The following is a 15,206-nucleotide window of genomic DNA, read 5'->3' as shown; positions in this document are numbered from 1 at the left end:
ATGACGACTTCCAGCGCCTTCATCGGCCGCCAGCCCATCCTCAACCGCAACCAGCAGTTGATCGGTTACGAGTTACTGTTTCGGGCCAACGGCGAGGCGCTGGAAATGGGGCGCCACGCCGAACTCGAGGCGGACACGCAGGTGCTGCTGAACACGCTCAACAATATGGGCACCCAGTGGCTGGTCGGCAACAAGCTCGCCTTCCTCAACGTCGGCGAGACCATGCTGATGAGCGAGTTCATCGAGCTCTTGCCGGCGCGCCGTGTCGTGCTCGAACTGTCGGACAAGACCACGCCGAGCAACGAGCTCGTGTCGCGCATCCGCCACCTGCGCACGCTCGGCTTCAGCTTCTCGCTCGACGACTTCCAATTCGAAGACCCGCAGCTGGCTTTCATCGAACAAGCCAGCTACGTGAAACTCGATGCGCAGCTGGACGCCTCCGCCTTCCAGCGCGTCGCCGCCCGCCTGAAGAGCTACCCGGTGATGCGCATCGCCGAGCGGGTGGAAACCTACGAGCAGTTCCAGCTCGCCCGCGCCCTGGGGCTGGACGGCTTCCAGGGCTTCTTCTTCGCCCACCCGGAAACCTTGTCGGCCAAGGTCATTCACCCGACCGTCTCCAACATCCTTGAACTCTTGAACCTGATCCGCCAGGCCGAACCGGTTGGCAAGCTCGAAGCGGTGCTCAAGCGCGACATAGCGCTGTCGTACAAGCTCTTGCGCTACGTCAATTCGGCCGCCGCCGGCCTCAACACGCCGATCAGCTCGTTCTCGCATGCGGTGACGGTGCTCGGCTATCAGAAACTCTATCGCTGGCTGACGCTGCTGCTCGTCACCTCCGGCAGCGAACACACGCCGCCCGCCGCACAAAAGACCGCGATCACGCGCGGCCGCTTCATGGAGCTGATGGGCCAAGCCGCCGGTCAGCCGCACGACACCTGCGACAACCTCTTCGTCGTCGGCCTGTTTTCGCTGCTCGACGTGCTGTTCGACATGCCGATGATGCAGGTGCTCGAACATGTCCAGATCTCCGAAGCGATCCGCCAGGCGCTCGAGCACAAGCAGGGACTGTACGGCGCCTACCTCGAACTGGCCGTCACCTGCGAGCGTCACGATCTGCGCAATATCGAAAAACTCAGCCTCCAGCTCAACCTGTCCGCCGCCGAAATCAACCAGGCGCACTTGACCGCCCTCGCCTGGGTCGAGGAACTCGGCCTATAATCCGGGGTTTGTTCCTCCCGGCTTGTTCCGCCGCATGAAACTCCTGGCCCTCGACACCTCGACCGATCACCTTTCCGTCGGCCTTATGCTCGACGACGCGACGCTCGTCTTCCACGAGCCGGTCGGCCAGCAGCACGCCGAACGCACGCTGCCCGAAATCGGCCGCCTGCTCGCCGAAGCCGGCGTCACGCTCGGCCAACTCGACGCCATCGTCTACGGCCAGGGCCCCGGCTCGTTCACCGGCCTCAGGATTGCCTGCGGCATCGCGCAGGGCCTCGCCTTTTCGGCCAAGCTTCCGCTGATCGGCATTCCGACGCTCGACGCCGTCGCCGCACAGGACGGCAGCGACAAACGGCTCGTCTGTCTCGACGCGCGCATGCAGCAGGTGTTCAGCGCACGCTACGAGAACGGCCTGCGCGTGAGCGACATCACCGTCGGCGCGCCCGAGCTCGTCGAGCTGGACGGTGACGGCTGGACCGGCCTCGGCAGCGGATTCGCCGCCTATCCTGACGAACTGAGCACGAGGCTCGGCCTGCAGCAGGTGCGCGCCGACCTCAAGCCGCATGCCGCCGCCTACCTCGCGCTCGCCGCAACCGGCCGTTACCCGCAGCACGCGGCCGACCAGGCCGAACTGCTCTATATCCGTAACAAGATCGCGCTGACCGCGCGCGAGCAGCAGGCGCGCCGCGGATGACGCTGCGCCCCGCCCTCGCCGCCGAAGCCGAACGGCTCGCCGCGCTCGAAGCGACGGCGACCGTACACGGCTGGCGCGCGCGCCAATATGGCGACTCGTTCGCCGCCGGCCACGACGTGAGCGTGATCGAGAGCGACGGCCAGCCGGTCGGCGTCGCGGTATGGATGCTGGTGATCGACGAGGCCGAACTACTCAATATCGCCGTCGCCCGGCTCTACCAGGGCCGCGGCCTCGGCCGCCGGCTGTTGCAGTCGGTGCTCGCCGATGCCCGCGCGGCCGGCGCACGGCGACTCTTTCTCGAAGTACGCGAGGGCAACGCACCGGCGCGCGCGCTGTATCGCTCGCTCGGCTTCGTCGAAACCGGGCTGCGCAAGAACTACTACCCGGGCGACGCCGGCCGCGAACACGCGGTTTTGATGGAGTGCACGCTATGATGCGCCGCGCGCTGCTCGCCGACGCGATGGGACTGGGTCCGCTGTGGTTGCCGCGCGGCGTCGAGCTCGCCGGCGACGACGAAGCGTGCGAAGTCGCATCGACGCCGGACAGGCCGGCCGCCGCCATCGCGCCGGGCAGAACGCCGCTCCCGTCGACACCCGGCAGCGCCTCGCCGCTTCGCGAAGCGCTGCTGTCTAAGGTCCAGGGCCATTCGCGCCCTGCCCCCTCGGCCGTCGCACAAGCGGATACCCCGTTCAAAATCGTCGAGCGCACCACACTGGGCTCGGCCAAGGTCGAGATCGCCGCGCTGGACTGGGCCGGACTGCAGCAGGCGGTTTCCGTCTGCCAGCGCTGCCGGCTGTGCGAGACGCGCACCCAGACCGTGTTCGGCCGCGGCGCAGAGCGCGCACGTCTGATGATCGTCGGCGAAGCGCCCGGCGAGAACGAGGACAAAGAGGGCCAGCCCTTCGTCGGCCGCGCCGGGCAGTTGCTCGAGAACATGCTCGCGTCGATTTCACTCAATAGCGAATCCGACGTCTTCATCACCAACGTGCTCAAGTGCCGTCCGCCGGGCAACCGCAACCCGGCCGGCGACGAGATCGCGTCGTGCCAGAACTACCTGTTGGCGCAGATCGATCACGTCAGGCCCGACCTGATCCTCGCGCTCGGCCGCTTCGCCGCCCAGACGCTGCTCGAGAGCACCGAAACCATCGGCCGCCTGCGCGGTCGCGTGCACCGCTACCGCGACATTCCGCTCATCGTCAGCTACCACCCCGCTTATCTGTTGCGCAACCAGCCGGACAAGGCCCGCGCCTGGCAGGACCTGACGCTGACGCGCCGCACGCTGATCCAGTTGGCCGCAAGCTGATCGACCCCATAAAAAAGCTCGGCCAACCCTGAAACAGGTTGGCCGAGCTTTTATTGGCGGGCGCCATAAAGCAAAAACCCTTCGCCGTGCACCAGCGAAGGGTTCTTTTACTACCGATGAAACCCGCTCACTTGAGCTTGGTTTCTTTGTACGCAACGTGCTTGCGGGCGACGGGATCGTACTTCTTGATCTCCATCTTTTCCGGCATAGTCCGTTTGTTCTTGGTAGTGGTGTAGAAATGGCCGGTACCGGCAGTCGATTCCAGTTTGATCTTGTCGCGCATGATCTCGCTCTTTCTAAATTAGCCGGATCAGATTTCGCCGCGGGCGCGCAGATCGGCCAGGACTACTTCGATACCCACTTTGTCGATAGTACGCAGGCCCGCGTTCGAGACACGCAGACGGACCCAGCGGTTTTCGCTTTCCACCCAGAACTTGCGGTATTGCAGGTTCGGCAGGAAACGACGTTTCGTTTTGTTGTTGGCGTGGGACACATTGTTCCCGGTCACCGGACGCTTGCCGGTAACTTTGCAAACTCGCGCCATGGTTAATCACTCCCAAAACCGGTAAAAGCGGCTTTATACCATGAAAACTCGCGACAGCTCAAGTCTTCGCGCTTGCGAAAACAAAGGGATGCACCCGTCACTGGCTTCGCGCCAGGCGCCATGCAGTACGCATGCTACTGTCGGGCCGCCGCGCCAAGGCCGTGCAAAACGCACCGGTTTCGAGTTAAAATCTCGGATTCCATCAGGTTTATATTCCCATGACCAAGTACATCTTCGTTACCGGCGGCGTGGTCTCTTCCCTGGGTAAGGGCATCGCCGCCGCGTCTATTGCCGCCATTCTGGAATCGCGCGGGCTGAAGGTCACCATGCTGAAGCTCGACCCGTACATCAACGTCGATCCGGGCACCATGAGCCCGTTCCAGCACGGCGAAGTCTTCGTGACCGAAGACGGCGCGGAGACCGACCTCGATCTGGGTCACTACGAGCGCTTCATCCACGCCAAGATGAAGAAAAGCAACAACTTCACCACCGGCCAGGTCTACGAATCGGTGATCACCAAGGAACGCCGCGGCGACTACCTCGGCGGTACCGTGCAGGTGATCCCGCACATCACCGACGAGATCAAGCACAAGGTGCGTGAAGGCGCGGGCGACGTCGACGTCGCCGTCGTCGAGATCGGCGGCACGGTCGGCGACATCGAATCGCTGCCCTTCCTCGAGGCGATCCGCCAGCTGCGCTCCAACCTCGGCCGCAAGAACACGCTGTACGTGCACCTGTCGTACGTGCCGTTCATCGCCACCGCCGGTGAGATCAAGACCAAGCCGACGCAGCACTCGGTGCGCGAACTGCGCGAGATCGGCATCCAGCCGGACATCCTCTTGTGCCGCATGGACCGCGAGCTGCCGGAAGACGAAAAACGCAAGATCGCCCTCTTCTGTAACGTCGAAGAGAACGCGGTGATCGGCTGCTACGACGCCGACAGCATCTACCAGGTGCCGGCGATGCTGCACGCTCAGGGCATCGACGACATCATCTGCGAACAGCTTCAGCTCGAACTGCCGAAGGCCGACCTGTCGGTCTGGAACGGCATCATCGACGCGATCCAGAACCCGGACCATGAGGTCAACATCGCGATGGTCGGCAAGTACGTCGACCTGACCGAATCGTACAAATCACTGTCCGAGGCGTTGAAACACGCCGGCGTGCACACGCGCACCCAGGTCAACATCCACTACGTCGACTCGGAAGAAGTCGAACGCAACGGCTGCACCGCGCTCAAGGGCATGGACGCGATCCTGGTGCCGGGCGGCTTCGGCAAACGCGGCGTCGAGGGCAAGATCAAGGCGGTGAAGTATGCCCGCGAACACAACATTCCCTACCTCGGCATTTGCCTCGGCATGCAGATCGCGCTGATCGAATATGCACGCGACGTCGCCGGCCTCGAAGGCGCGAACTCGACCGAGTTCGACCTCGATACCGACTACCCGGTGGTCGCGCTGATCGACGAGTGGGTGAACCACGACGGCAAGATCGAGACCCGCGACGAGAACTCCAACCTCGGCGGCACGATGCGCCTCGGCGGCCAGGGCTGCGACCTGAAGCCGGGCTCGCTCGCCGCGCGCATCTACGGCAACGAGCAGATCGTCGAACGCCATCGTCACCGCTACGAAGTGAACAACCACTACGTACCGCGTCTCGAAGCGGCCGGGCTGACCATCAGCGGCGTGTCCGCCGGTCACGAGAAGCTGGTCGAGACGGTCGAACTGCCGGATCACCGCTGGTTCTTCGCGTGCCAGTTCCACCCTGAATTCACCTCCACGCCGCGCGACGGACACCCGCTGTTCATCGCCTACGTGAAGGCGGCGCTCGACTACCAAGCCGAGAAGGCCCAGTAATACCAGCAACGGGCGGATCTTCCGCCCGTTTTGGCACGCTCAAGGAGGCTGTATGCAACTGACCGGTTTTGAAGTGGGAATCGACAAGCCGCTGTTCCTGATCGCCGGCCCGTGCGTGATCGAGAGCGAGCAGATGGCGCTCGATACCGCAGGACAGCTCAAGGAGATCGCCGCGGCGCTCTCCATTCCCTTCATCTACAAGTCGAGCTACGACAAGGCCAACCGCTCGTCGGGCAAGTCGTTCCGCGGCCTGGGCGTCGACGAGGGTCTCAGAATCCTCGCCGAAGTGAAAAAACAGATCGGCGTGCCGGTGCTGACCGACGTGCACACCGAGGCCGAAGTGCCGGCAGTGGCGAGCGTCGTCGACGTGCTGCAGACGCCGGCCTTCCTCGCGCGCCAGACCGACTTCATCCGCGCCGTCGCGCAAAGCGGCCTGCCTGTGAACATCAAGAAGGGCCAGTTCATGGCCCCCGGCGACATGAAGAACGTGATCGACAAGGCGCGCGACGCCGCCGTCGAAGCCGGCCTGTCGGCCGACCGCTTCATGACTTGCGAGCGCGGCGCGTCGTTCGGCTACAACAATCTGGTGTCGGACATGCGTTCGCTCGCCATCATGCGCGAAACCGGCTGCCCGGTGGTGTACGATGCCACCCATTCGGTCCAGCTGCCCGGCGGGCAGGGCACCGCGTCCGGCGGTCAGCGCGAGTTCGTTCCGGTGCTGGCGCGCGCGGCGGTCGCCGCCGGGATCGCCGGCATCTTCATGGAGACGCACCCGAATCCGCGCGAGGCGCTGTCCGACGGCCCGAACGCCTGGCCGCTCGGCCAACTCAAGTCTTTGCTCGCCACGCTCAAGGAGATCGACGCGCTGGTGAAATCCGGCCCGCTCCCCGAGCACGGCGCACTGTAAGACCCGGCGCCCCAGCACGTTGGCCGAGCCCGGCCAAGCCTGGGGCGGCGGGAGGTCCAAACCTTAAAGGAAGGGGAAACGAATGAGTTCGATCATCGATGTGGTCGCCCGCGAGATTCTGGATTCGCGCGGCAACCCCACCGTCGAAGCCGACGTATTGCTCGAATCGGGCGTGATGGGCCGTGCGGCCGTGCCGTCCGGCGCCTCCACCGGTGCCAAGGAAGCGCTGGAACTGCGCGACGGCGACAAGGCGCGCTACCTCGGCAAGGGCGTGCTCAAGGCCGTCGAGAACATCAACACCGAAATCTGCGAAGCGATCATCGGCCTCGATGCCGCCGACCAGACCTTCATCGACAAGACCCTGCTCGACCTGGACGGCACCGACAACAAGGGCCGCCTCGGCGCCAACGCCCTGCTCGCCGTGTCGATGGCCGTGGCCCGCGCCGCCGCCGAAGACGCCGGCCTGCCGCTGTACCGCTACCTCGGCGGCGCCGGCCCGATGAGCCTGCCGGTGCCGATGATGAACGTCATCAACGGCGGCGCGCACGCCAACAACACGCTCGACATCCAGGAATTCATGGTGATGCCGGTCGGCGCCAAGACCTTCCGCGAAGCGCTGCGCTGCGGCGCCGAGATCTTCCACGCATTGAAGAAGATCTGCGACGACAAGGGCTACGCGACCACCGTCGGCGACGAAGGCGGCTTCGCCCCCAACCTCGCCACCCACGAAGACGCGATCAAGCTGATCCTCGAAGCGATCGACGCCGCCGGCTACGTCGCCGGCCAGGACGTGATGCTGGCGCTGGACTGCGCGTCGTCCGAGTTCTACAAGGACGGCAAGTACCACCTGACCGCCGAAGGCCTGTCGCTGACGTCGGAACAGTTCGTCGACTACCTCGAGACGCTGGTCAACAACTATCCGATCATTTCGATCGAAGACGGTCTCTCCGAACACGACTGGGACGGCTGGAAGGTGCTGACCGATCGCCTCGGCAAGCGCATCCAGCTGGTGGGCGACGACCTGTTCGTCACCAACCCGGCCATCCTCGCGCAGGGCATCGAGCAGGGCCTCGCGAACTCGCTCTTGGTGAAAGTGAACCAGATCGGCACGCTGTCCGAAACGCTGAAGGCCGTGGATCTGGCGAAACGCTCGGGTTACACCAGCGTGATGAGCCACCGTTCGGGCGAGACCGAAGACAACACCATCGCCGATCTGGCCGTCGCGACCAACTGCATGCAGATCAAGACCGGCTCGCTGTCGCGTTCGGACCGCATGGCCAAGTACAACCAGCTGCTCCGCATCGAGGAAGAGCTGGGCGACGCCGCCTACTATCCGGGCCGTTCGGCCTTCTACCACCTGAAGTAAGTCGATGCGCTGGCTGACCCTGATCCTCGCAGCGCTGCTGCTGTCCCTGCAATGGCCGCAATGGTTCGGCAAGGGCAGCTGGCTCAGGGTCTGGCAACTCGACAAGCAACTCGTGGCACAGCGGGCGAGCAACGAAACGCTGCTCGCCCGCAACCTGGCGTTGACCGCCGAGGTGCGCGACCTGAAGATGGGCACCGACGCCATCGAGGAACGCGCCCGCAACGAGCTTGGCATGATCCGGCAGGGTGAGGTATTTTTCCAGTTGCTGGATCCGGCAAGCCACCCTCCCCGCTGACGCGCGGCTCGCGGCCTAAGCCGCCCGGGCGACCGTCCCCTTGACCGGACCCCGCTTTCCCGACGATAAGCATTGAAAATAACAAGCAATATAGGCGACCGAGTCAGGGCGATGACGACCAACAACCCTATCGATGCCGCGCGGGAAACGCTGAAACAGCTGACCGCGCGCAAACTCCTTCCCACCCCGGAAAACTTCGAGCGGATCTACCACGAGCTCACCCATACGCCGATCGAGCGCGAGAGCAAGCTCGGCCGGCAGATGCTGCACGCGCTCGAGACGCTGAACGGCCAGCAGCCGGGCGCCCGGCCGCTGCTTGCCCGCCTGAAGCAGGCGATGGAAGACGCCCGCTGGGAGCAGGTGCCGCAGCTGGTGATCGACTACGTGCGCCAGAGCCAGCACGACAAGGCGCTGTCGCGCCCGTGGGGTCAGCTGATCCACGAACTGGTGCGCCAATGGGATCTGCGGCAGAGCGACCTGCCGCAACACCATAAGCAGGCGGCACTCGATCGCGTGCTGGTCAACTTCGGCAATCAGCCGGATGAACTGAACCGCACGCTGCACAATCTGCTGCTGAACTGGACGGTGCCGCCGGCGCAGCGCGGCGGCGGCGAACCCGCGCCGGTACCCGAGAAGGCCGCGCCGCCGGTGGCCGAGAACCACGGCTGGCAGCAATGGAAGAAGACGCTCGGCTTCGTCCTCAAGCAAGGCATCGAACCGCAGCTGACCGGCCACCCCAAACTGATCGAACAGCTCGCCACCCTGGGTGAGGAGCTCTCGGGCGTCGTCGACGAGACGGCGCTCGACCGCTTCGTGCCCCGCTTACGCGCCTTCATGATCAAGATGGAGCTGAACGCGGTCCAGGAAGATAGGCTGGTGCACGGCCTGTCGAACCTGCTCAAGCTGGTGCTCGACAACATCGCCGAACTGAACCGCTCGGACAACTTCCTCGTCGGCCAGATCGACAGCCTGCAGGCGGTGCTCGCGCAAGAGCCGCTGTCGATGCAGCAGATCTACCAGCTCGAGACCTCGCTCAAGGAGGTGATCCGCAAACAGGGGGTGCTGAAAAGCCCGCTGGACGAGGCCGCCAGCTCCTTGCGCGCCTTGCTCGACCGCTTCCTCGCACGCCTGGCGACGATGAGCGACAGCACCGGCGAATTCCAGGCCAAGATCAGCCGCCACAGCGAACAGCTGAAGGCCACGCGCAACGTCGACGACCTGGGCGCGATCATCGGCGCGCTGCTCGAGGACACGTCGGCGATGCAGCTCAACCTCCACCAGTCACGCGACGAACTCTTGTCGGCGCGCGAGCAGGTGTCATCGGCCGAGGTGCGCATCAAGGAACTCGAGACCGCACTCGAGGCGACCAGCGCCAAGGTGCGCGAGGACCAGCTGACCGGCGCGTACAACCGCCGCGGCCTGATCGAGCACTTCGAGCGCGAGATCAGCCGCGCCGAGCGCACCAGCCAGCCCTTGTGCCTCGCGCTGATCGACGTCGACAATTTCAAGCAGCTGAACGACCGCTACGGCCACCTCGCCGGCGATGACGCGCTGAAATACCTGGTCGACGTGATCCGCCACAACGCGCGCCCGACCGACGTCGTCGCGCGCTACGGCGGCGAGGAGTTCGTCATCCTGCTGCCCGACACGCCGGTCGACGAGGCGATCCAGATGCTGCAGCGGCTGCAGCGCGAGCTGACGCGCACCTTCTTCCTCGCCAATAGCGACCGGCTGGTGATCACCTTCAGCGCCGGCGTCGCCCGCTGGCACCTGGGCGAACGCGACTGCGACGTGATCGAGCGTGCCGACCAGGCGATGTACCAGGCCAAGCTGGCGGGCAAGAACCGCGTCTGCTCGGCCGAGGACAACAGCCTGACCCTGGCGGCCGAACGTTAGCCGCGCGGCGGAGCGGCGCAGACAGGAACCCTTCTGCGCTAGCTAGCGCAGATACGAAAAAAACTTGGCCGAGCCCCGGGGCTCGGCCAAGCTTTGATCGACGGACGTGCGGATCAGGCGTCGGCCACGCCGCCGCCCTTCTTCACCGCGCGACCGGCCTCGGCGCGCTGTCGTCGCACGGCCTTCGGGTCGGCCAAGAGCGGACGGTAGATCTCGACGCGGTCGTGCGCGCGCAGCACGGTATCGGCGCGCACCGCCTTGCCGAACACGCCGAGCCTGAGGTCGTTCAGCTCGATCTCGGGAAACTGCTCTGCGATGGCCGAGGCCCGCACCGCCGCTTCGGCGCTCGTGCCGGCGGCGACCGCCAGCTTGACGATTGCCTGCTTGCCGGGGCGAGCGTACGCGACCTCGACGTCGATAGAGGCACCGGGCTTGTCAGTCATCGCCGTAGACCTTGTCCGCCTCGCGGATGAAGGCATCGACCAGCGTGCCCGAGATGTGGCCGAACACCGGGCCGATGAGCTTCTCCAGGATCTTGCTCGAGAACTCGTAACGCAGCGTGAATTCGACCTTGCAGCCGATATCGCCGAGCGCGTGGAAGTGCCAGCGCCCTTCCAGGTGCCGGAACGGTCCCTCGACCAGTTCCATCGTGATGGCGCTGTGCGGCTCGTTGGTGTTGCGGGTGGTGAAGTGCTGGCGGATCTTCAGGTAGTCGATGTGCAGGCTGGCGACCAGCTGGCGGCCGTCGCGGCCGTGCACCTCGGCCTTGCTGCACCAGGGCAGGAAACGCGCATAGTGCTCGACGTCGTCGACGAGGCGGAACATCTGCTCGGGCGAGTGCGCCACGAGAACGTTTTTCTCGACTACAGGCATGGTAAGGCGTCGGACAAAGTCGCTAACATACCCGAATGGAGCAGGCCAGCCAAGGCTGAGCCCCCTTTCCCTCCGCCCTTCGACGATGACATTGCCCCTTCCCACCCTGCTGTTCATGACCATCCTGTCGTCGCCGTCGAACGGGTTGCGACACACGATGCGGCCGCCCAAGAAGCCGCGAAACCGCCCGCCGCGAAACCGCGTCGGCAAGCGCCTGAATTGGCTGGCAACTTTGGCTAGCGCCGCGAATTTGCTACAATTGCGGATTCTCCGGAACCCGTACCCGACCCCATGAGCATCACGGACAACCGCAAAGCCTTTCACGACTACTTCATCGAAGAGCGTTTCGAGGCCGGCCTGGTGCTGGAAGGCTGGGAGGTCAAATCGATCCGAGCCGGGCGCATCCAGCTGAAGGAAAGCTACGTCAACTGGAAGAACGGCGCGTTCTGGCTGATCGGCTGCCACATCACCCCGCTGACTTCGGCCTCCACCCACGTTCACCCCGACCCGACACGGCCGCGCAAGCTGCTGTTGAACCAGTCCGAGATCAACAAGCTGATCGGCAAGGTCGAACGCGCCGGCTACACACTGGTCGCGCTCAACCTGCACTACACCAAGGGCCGCATCAAGAGCGATATCGGCCTGGCCAAGGGCAAGAAGCAGCACGACAAGCGCGACAGCACCAAGGAGCGCGAGCTCGACCGCGAGAAGCAGCGCTATCTGCGCGACAGGGGTTGAGGACGATGAAGAACGCTTCCTGGCCCATCGTGCTGATCACGCTCGGCTCCTTGTGGTTCCTCAAGAGCACCGCGCTGTTGCCCGACACGTCGACCGTGCTCGCGCTGCTCTTGGCCACCGCCGGCGTCGGCCTGTTCCTGCTCGACGGGCTCAACAAGGGCTCGCTCGTCAGCGCGCCGCTGTTGATCTACGCCGGCGCTGCGGTTTTTCTAAACGACCGCTACGGTCTGCGCTTCAGCCACGTGTTCTCGCTCGGCATGGTGCTCGCCGGCATTCTGATGCTGATCGCGCAGAGCACCCGCATCCCGTCGCGCGGCAGGCGCCGCCGCCTCGCTCCGCCCCACGATTCGCAATAGCCGGCCGGCACGGCCGTCTCAAAAGGTAAAGACATGGACAAAATCCTGATTCTCGACTTCGGCTCGCAGGTGACCCAGCTGATCGCCCGCCGCGTGCGCGAGGCCCACGTCTACTGTGAACTGCACCCGTACGACATGCCAATCGACGAGATCCGCGCATTCGGCCCGAAAGCGATCATCCTGTCCGGCGGCCCGAACTCGGTGTACGAATCCGACTACCAGGCCGACCCGGCGCTGTTCGAACTTAACGTGCCGGTGCTCGGCATCTGCTACGGCATGCAATGGATGGCGCAGGCGCTCGGCGGCAGGGTCGAATCGGGCAGCGTGCGCGAATTCGGCTATGCCGAAGTGTTCACCGTCGCCGACAGCCTGTTCGGCGGCATCTTCGACAAGACCTCGCCGACCGGCGAACACCTGCTCGAAGTGTGGATGAGCCACGGCGACAAGGTCACCCGCCTGCCCGAAGGCTTCATCGTCATCGGCAACAACCCGGCCTGCCCGGTCGCCGCGATGGCCGACGAAAAGCGCCACTTCTACGGCATGCAGTTCCACCCGGAAGTGACGCACACCAAGAAGGGCCGCGAACTCTTGCACCGCTTCGTGCTCGAGATCGCCGGCTGCAAGCCGTCGTGGACGATGCCGAACTACATCGACGAAGCGGTGACCAAGATCCGCGAACAGGTCGGCGACGAGGAAGTCATCCTCGGCCTGTCGGGCGGCGTCGATTCGTCGGTCGCGGCCGCGCTGATCCACCGCGCGATCGGCGACCAATTAACTTGTGTATTTGTCGACCACGGCCTGCTTCGCCTTAACGAAGGCGAGATGGTGATGGACATGTTCGCCAGGAACCTCGGCGTGAAGGTGATCCGCGTCAACGCCGAAGCCGACTTCATGGGCAAGCTCGTCGGCGTCACCGACCCGGAAGCCAAGCGCAAGATCATCGGCGCCGAGTTCGTCGAAGTGTTCCAGACCGAGTCGGGCAAGCTGACCAACGCCAAGTGGCTCGCGCAGGGCACCATCTATCCGGACGTGATCGAATCGGCCGGCGCCAAGACCAAGAAGGCGCACACGATCAAGAGCCACCACAACGTCGGCGGCCTGCCGGAGACGCTGAACCTGAAGCTGCTCGAGCCGCTGCGCGAGCTGTTCAAGGACGAAGTGCGTGAACTGGGCGTCGCGCTCGGCCTGCCGCACGGCATGGTCTACCGCCACCCGTTCCCGGGCCCGGGCCTCGGCGTGCGCATCCTCGGCGAAGTGAAGAAGGACTACGCCGACCTGTTGCGCCGCGCCGACGCGATCTTCATCGAAGAGCTGCGCAACACCAAGGATGAAAACGGCATCAGCTGGTACGACAAGACCAGCCAGGCGTTCGCCGTGTTCCTGCCGGTGAAGTCGGTCGGCGTGATGGGCGACGGCCGCACCTACGAATACGTGGTAGCGCTACGCGCCGTCGTCACCAGCGACTTCATGACCGCGCACTGGGCCGAACTGCCGTACTCGCTGCTAGGCCGTGCGTCGAACCGCATCATCAACGAGGTGCGCGGCATCAACCGCGTGGTGTACGACGTTTCGGGCAAGCCGCCGGCGACGATCGAGTGGGAATGATCTAACGTCTATTCCTAGCCTTTCACGACTATTCAAAAACCCAGCGAGACGCCTGTCTTTGCTGGGTTTTTGTTTGCCTGTCTATTCACGCCTATTCATTGAAAGCCACTTTTTTTACCGGTATTCTAGTCGGTATTTTTTATCCGACTCATCGACGACCAATGCCATACCGTCAACACACCAAGCGAAGCATGACGGTAAAAATTCAGCACGAATCCAGCATTGGCGCGGCTTTAAGACCAATTTACGTCACCATGGTCGATGACGGTAAAACCACGCTTTCGGAAGACGGTATACGTGCTGACAGACACCAAGCTGAAGAACCTCAAGTCACAAGAGAAGCTGTACAAGGTCGCGGACCGCGACGGTCTATACGTGGCGGTATCGCCTGCGGGTACCGTCACCTTCAGGCTGGATTACAGGCTAAATGGGCGCAGGGAGACGCTGACTATCGGCCGCTACGGCCCGGCGGGCTTGACGTTGGCCGAGGCGCGCGAGAAGTGCATGGAGGCGAAGAAGGCGATCGCGCAGGGTACGTCGCCTGCCAGGCAGAAGCAGCGCGGTAAACAGCAAATCCGCGAGGCGAAGACCTTCGGCGAATTTACCGTCAGGTGGCTCAAGGATTACCGCATGGCCGAGAGCACCAAGGCCATGCGCGAGAGCATTCTCGACCGCGACATCCTCCCCGTCTTCAAGAACCGGCTGCTGGCCGAGATCACCGCGGAAGACCTGCGCGCGCTGTGCGACAAGATCAAGGATCGCGGAGCGCCGGCGACGGCCGTGCACGCGCGCGAAGTGATCGGGCAGATTTACCGCTTCGCCATCGAGCGCGGCCAGAAGGTGCCGAACCCGGCCGACGAGGTCAGCGCGTCGTCGATCGCCGTCTTCAAGCCGAAGGATCGCGCGCTCTCCCCGGACGAAATCCGCATCTTCTTCTCGCAGCTCGAGCACGTCGGCACGCTGCCTACCATCAAGCTGGCGCTGCGCCTGGTGCTACTGACGATGGTTCGCAAGGGCGAGCTGCTGCTCGCGACCTGGCCCGAGGTAAACTTCACCGACTCGGTGTGGACGATTCCGGCTGAACGGATGAAGGCGCGCCGGCCGCACAACGTCTACCTATCGCAGCAGGCATTCGACATCATGGTGGCGCTCAAGACCTGCGCCGGCGGCTCGAACTACCTGCTGCCGTCGCGCTATGAGGCGGACAAGGGGATGTCGAACGCGACGCTGAACCGCGTGATCGACGTGACGGTAGAACGGGCGAAAAAGGAAGGATTGCCGCTAGAAGATTTTACAGTACACGATCTGCGCCGGACGGCGTCAACGCTGCTGCACGAGGCAGGATTCAGCAGCGACTGGATCGAGAAGTGCCTGGCGCACGAACAGCGCGGCGTGAGGGCGGTTTACAACAAGGCGGAGTACGCCGAGCAGCGCCGCGACATGCTGCAGCAGTGGGCGGATATGGTAGATGGCTGGATCGCCGGCGCCGGTGCCAAGCCGAAGGCTTGACTGCCCCTGCTTCTACGGGGTGGACAGCGACAAGTGACAGGGAATA

Annotated in this window: 17 protein-coding genes; 13 read left to right on the top strand and 4 right to left on the bottom strand. The window is 64.2% G+C overall.

The features are described from left to right. Genes DWG20_RS09515 through DWG20_RS09500 form a run of 4 tightly spaced genes read left to right on the top strand, consistent with a single transcriptional unit; the run spans nucleotide 1 to nucleotide 3,215 of the window. Nucleotides 1-1,218, top strand: a complete 1,218-nt coding sequence (locus DWG20_RS09515; RefSeq protein ID WP_115433595.1) for an EAL and HDOD domain-containing protein — start codon at nucleotides 1-3, stop codon at nucleotides 1,216-1,218. A gap of 34 nt (nucleotides 1,219-1,252) precedes the next feature. Then, nucleotides 1,253-1,912, top strand: a complete 660-nt coding sequence (gene tsaB / locus DWG20_RS09510; RefSeq protein WP_115434779.1) for a tRNA (adenosine(37)-N6)-threonylcarbamoyltransferase complex dimerization subunit type 1 TsaB — start codon at nucleotides 1,253-1,255, stop codon at nucleotides 1,910-1,912. Then, a complete protein-coding gene (gene rimI, locus DWG20_RS09505; RefSeq protein WP_115433594.1) occupies nucleotides 1,909-2,346 on the top strand; it encodes a ribosomal protein S18-alanine N-acetyltransferase in 438 nt (145 codons plus the stop codon). Before tsaB ends, rimI begins: the two co-directional genes overlap by 4 nt. Beyond that, nucleotides 2,343-3,215: a uracil-DNA glycosylase gene (locus tag DWG20_RS09500; RefSeq protein ID WP_115433593.1), complete on the top strand. Its 873-nt coding sequence runs from the start codon at nucleotides 2,343-2,345 to the stop codon at nucleotides 3,213-3,215. Before rimI ends, DWG20_RS09500 begins: the two co-directional genes overlap by 4 nt. Before the next feature lie 127 nt (nucleotides 3,216-3,342). Here the strand turns inward: DWG20_RS09500 and rpmG are convergent, their stop codons facing one another. Together rpmG and rpmB are read right to left on the bottom strand one after the other, a co-directional pair. Then, the gene (rpmG, locus tag DWG20_RS09495; protein ID WP_115433592.1) at nucleotides 3,343-3,498 is read right to left on the bottom strand and encodes a 50S ribosomal protein L33; all 156 of its coding nucleotides are present in this window, start codon (nucleotides 3,496-3,498) and stop codon (nucleotides 3,343-3,345) included. Between the two features lie 27 nt (nucleotides 3,499-3,525). After that, nucleotides 3,526-3,759, bottom strand: a complete 234-nt coding sequence (rpmB, locus tag DWG20_RS09490) for a 50S ribosomal protein L28 (protein WP_115433591.1) — start codon at nucleotides 3,757-3,759, stop codon at nucleotides 3,526-3,528. 218 nt (nucleotides 3,760-3,977) lie between these two features. Between rpmB and DWG20_RS09485 the strand changes: the two genes are divergently transcribed. From DWG20_RS09485 to DWG20_RS09465, 5 genes are all read left to right on the top strand, one after another. Then, nucleotides 3,978-5,615 carry a CTP synthase gene (locus DWG20_RS09485; protein WP_115433590.1) on the top strand — a complete coding sequence of 546 codons (1,638 nt, stop codon included), beginning with the start codon at nucleotides 3,978-3,980 and terminating at the stop codon, nucleotides 5,613-5,615. Nucleotides 5,616-5,667: 52 nt separating this feature from the next. After that, nucleotides 5,668-6,522 (top strand): 3-deoxy-8-phosphooctulonate synthase, encoded by an 855-nt coding sequence (gene kdsA, locus DWG20_RS09480; RefSeq protein WP_115433589.1) that lies wholly within the window; start codon nucleotides 5,668-5,670, stop codon nucleotides 6,520-6,522. Between the two features lie 82 nt (nucleotides 6,523-6,604). Continuing rightward, nucleotides 6,605-7,888, top strand: coding sequence for a phosphopyruvate hydratase (eno, locus tag DWG20_RS09475; RefSeq protein ID WP_115433588.1), 1,284 nt, complete (start codon nucleotides 6,605-6,607; stop codon nucleotides 7,886-7,888). Between the two features lie 4 nt (nucleotides 7,889-7,892). After that, nucleotides 7,893-8,183: a cell division protein FtsB gene (gene ftsB / locus DWG20_RS09470; protein ID WP_115433587.1), complete on the top strand. Its 291-nt coding sequence runs from the start codon at nucleotides 7,893-7,895 to the stop codon at nucleotides 8,181-8,183. Nucleotides 8,184-8,294: 111 nt separating this feature from the next. Then, nucleotides 8,295-10,079 (top strand): GGDEF domain-containing protein, encoded by a 1,785-nt coding sequence (locus DWG20_RS09465; protein ID WP_115433586.1) that lies wholly within the window; start codon nucleotides 8,295-8,297, stop codon nucleotides 10,077-10,079. Nucleotides 10,080-10,192: 113 nt separating this feature from the next. Here DWG20_RS09465 and DWG20_RS09460 read toward each other — a convergent pair whose 3' ends face one another. Further along, nucleotides 10,193-10,522: an RnfH family protein gene (locus tag DWG20_RS09460; protein ID WP_115433585.1), complete on the bottom strand. Its 330-nt coding sequence runs from the start codon at nucleotides 10,520-10,522 to the stop codon at nucleotides 10,193-10,195. Next, nucleotides 10,515-10,952, bottom strand: coding sequence for a type II toxin-antitoxin system RatA family toxin (locus tag DWG20_RS09455; protein ID WP_115433584.1), 438 nt, complete (start codon nucleotides 10,950-10,952; stop codon nucleotides 10,515-10,517). Before DWG20_RS09455 ends, DWG20_RS09460 begins: the two co-directional genes overlap by 8 nt. Before the next feature lie 291 nt (nucleotides 10,953-11,243). On the opposite strand from DWG20_RS09455, the gene smpB reads away from it, so the two are divergent. The 4 genes from smpB to DWG20_RS09435 all read left to right on the top strand — a co-directional run bounded on the left by smpB (nucleotide 11,244) and on the right by DWG20_RS09435 (nucleotide 15,160). Then, nucleotides 11,244-11,690, top strand: coding sequence for an SsrA-binding protein SmpB (smpB, locus tag DWG20_RS09450; protein ID WP_115433583.1), 447 nt, complete (start codon nucleotides 11,244-11,246; stop codon nucleotides 11,688-11,690). A 5-nt stretch (nucleotides 11,691-11,695) separates the two neighbouring features. Further along, nucleotides 11,696-12,046 (top strand): hypothetical protein, encoded by a 351-nt coding sequence (locus DWG20_RS09445; RefSeq protein WP_115433582.1) that lies wholly within the window; start codon nucleotides 11,696-11,698, stop codon nucleotides 12,044-12,046. 33 nt (nucleotides 12,047-12,079) lie between these two features. After that, nucleotides 12,080-13,651, top strand: a complete 1,572-nt coding sequence (guaA, locus tag DWG20_RS09440) for a glutamine-hydrolyzing GMP synthase (RefSeq protein WP_115433581.1) — start codon at nucleotides 12,080-12,082, stop codon at nucleotides 13,649-13,651. A 297-nt stretch (nucleotides 13,652-13,948) separates the two neighbouring features. Beyond that, nucleotides 13,949-15,160 (top strand): tyrosine-type recombinase/integrase, encoded by a 1,212-nt coding sequence (locus DWG20_RS09435; RefSeq protein ID WP_115433580.1) that lies wholly within the window; start codon nucleotides 13,949-13,951, stop codon nucleotides 15,158-15,160. Nucleotides 15,161-15,206 lie beyond the last annotated feature (46 nt).

This window comes from Crenobacter cavernae, from assembly GCF_003355495.1.
GTDB lineage: Bacteria > Pseudomonadota > Gammaproteobacteria > Burkholderiales > Chromobacteriaceae > Crenobacter > Crenobacter cavernae.
Note: the sequence above shows the minus strand (reverse complement) of the source record. Positions and strands in the feature narration are given on the sequence as shown.

What these genes read in the sequence shown, in the direction of transcription:
- DWG20_RS09515 (WP_115433595.1), top strand. Translation starts at nt 1, where the DNA reads ATGACGACTTCCAGCGCCTTCATCGGCCGCCAGCCCATCCTCAACCGC.
- tsaB (WP_115434779.1), top strand. Translation starts at nt 1,253, where the DNA reads ATGAAACTCCTGGCCCTCGACACCTCGACCGATCACCTTTCCGTCGGC.
- rimI (WP_115433594.1), top strand. Translation starts at nt 1,909, where the DNA reads ATGACGCTGCGCCCCGCCCTCGCCGCCGAAGCCGAACGGCTCGCCGCG.
- DWG20_RS09500 (WP_115433593.1), top strand. Translation starts at nt 2,343, where the DNA reads ATGATGCGCCGCGCGCTGCTCGCCGACGCGATGGGACTGGGTCCGCTG.
- rpmG (WP_115433592.1), bottom strand. Translation starts at nt 3,498, where the DNA reads ATGCGCGACAAGATCAAACTGGAATCGACTGCCGGTACCGGCCATTTC.
- rpmB (WP_115433591.1), bottom strand. Translation starts at nt 3,759, where the DNA reads ATGGCGCGAGTTTGCAAAGTTACCGGCAAGCGTCCGGTGACCGGGAAC.
- DWG20_RS09485 (WP_115433590.1), top strand. Translation starts at nt 3,978, where the DNA reads ATGACCAAGTACATCTTCGTTACCGGCGGCGTGGTCTCTTCCCTGGGT.
- kdsA (WP_115433589.1), top strand. Translation starts at nt 5,668, where the DNA reads ATGCAACTGACCGGTTTTGAAGTGGGAATCGACAAGCCGCTGTTCCTG.
- eno (WP_115433588.1), top strand. Translation starts at nt 6,605, where the DNA reads ATGAGTTCGATCATCGATGTGGTCGCCCGCGAGATTCTGGATTCGCGC.
- ftsB (WP_115433587.1), top strand. Translation starts at nt 7,893, where the DNA reads ATGCGCTGGCTGACCCTGATCCTCGCAGCGCTGCTGCTGTCCCTGCAA.
- DWG20_RS09465 (WP_115433586.1), top strand. Translation starts at nt 8,295, where the DNA reads ATGACGACCAACAACCCTATCGATGCCGCGCGGGAAACGCTGAAACAG.
- DWG20_RS09460 (WP_115433585.1), bottom strand. Translation starts at nt 10,522, where the DNA reads ATGACTGACAAGCCCGGTGCCTCTATCGACGTCGAGGTCGCGTACGCT.
- DWG20_RS09455 (WP_115433584.1), bottom strand. Translation starts at nt 10,952, where the DNA reads ATGCCTGTAGTCGAGAAAAACGTTCTCGTGGCGCACTCGCCCGAGCAG.
- smpB (WP_115433583.1), top strand. Translation starts at nt 11,244, where the DNA reads ATGAGCATCACGGACAACCGCAAAGCCTTTCACGACTACTTCATCGAA.
- DWG20_RS09445 (WP_115433582.1), top strand. Translation starts at nt 11,696, where the DNA reads ATGAAGAACGCTTCCTGGCCCATCGTGCTGATCACGCTCGGCTCCTTG.
- guaA (WP_115433581.1), top strand. Translation starts at nt 12,080, where the DNA reads ATGGACAAAATCCTGATTCTCGACTTCGGCTCGCAGGTGACCCAGCTG.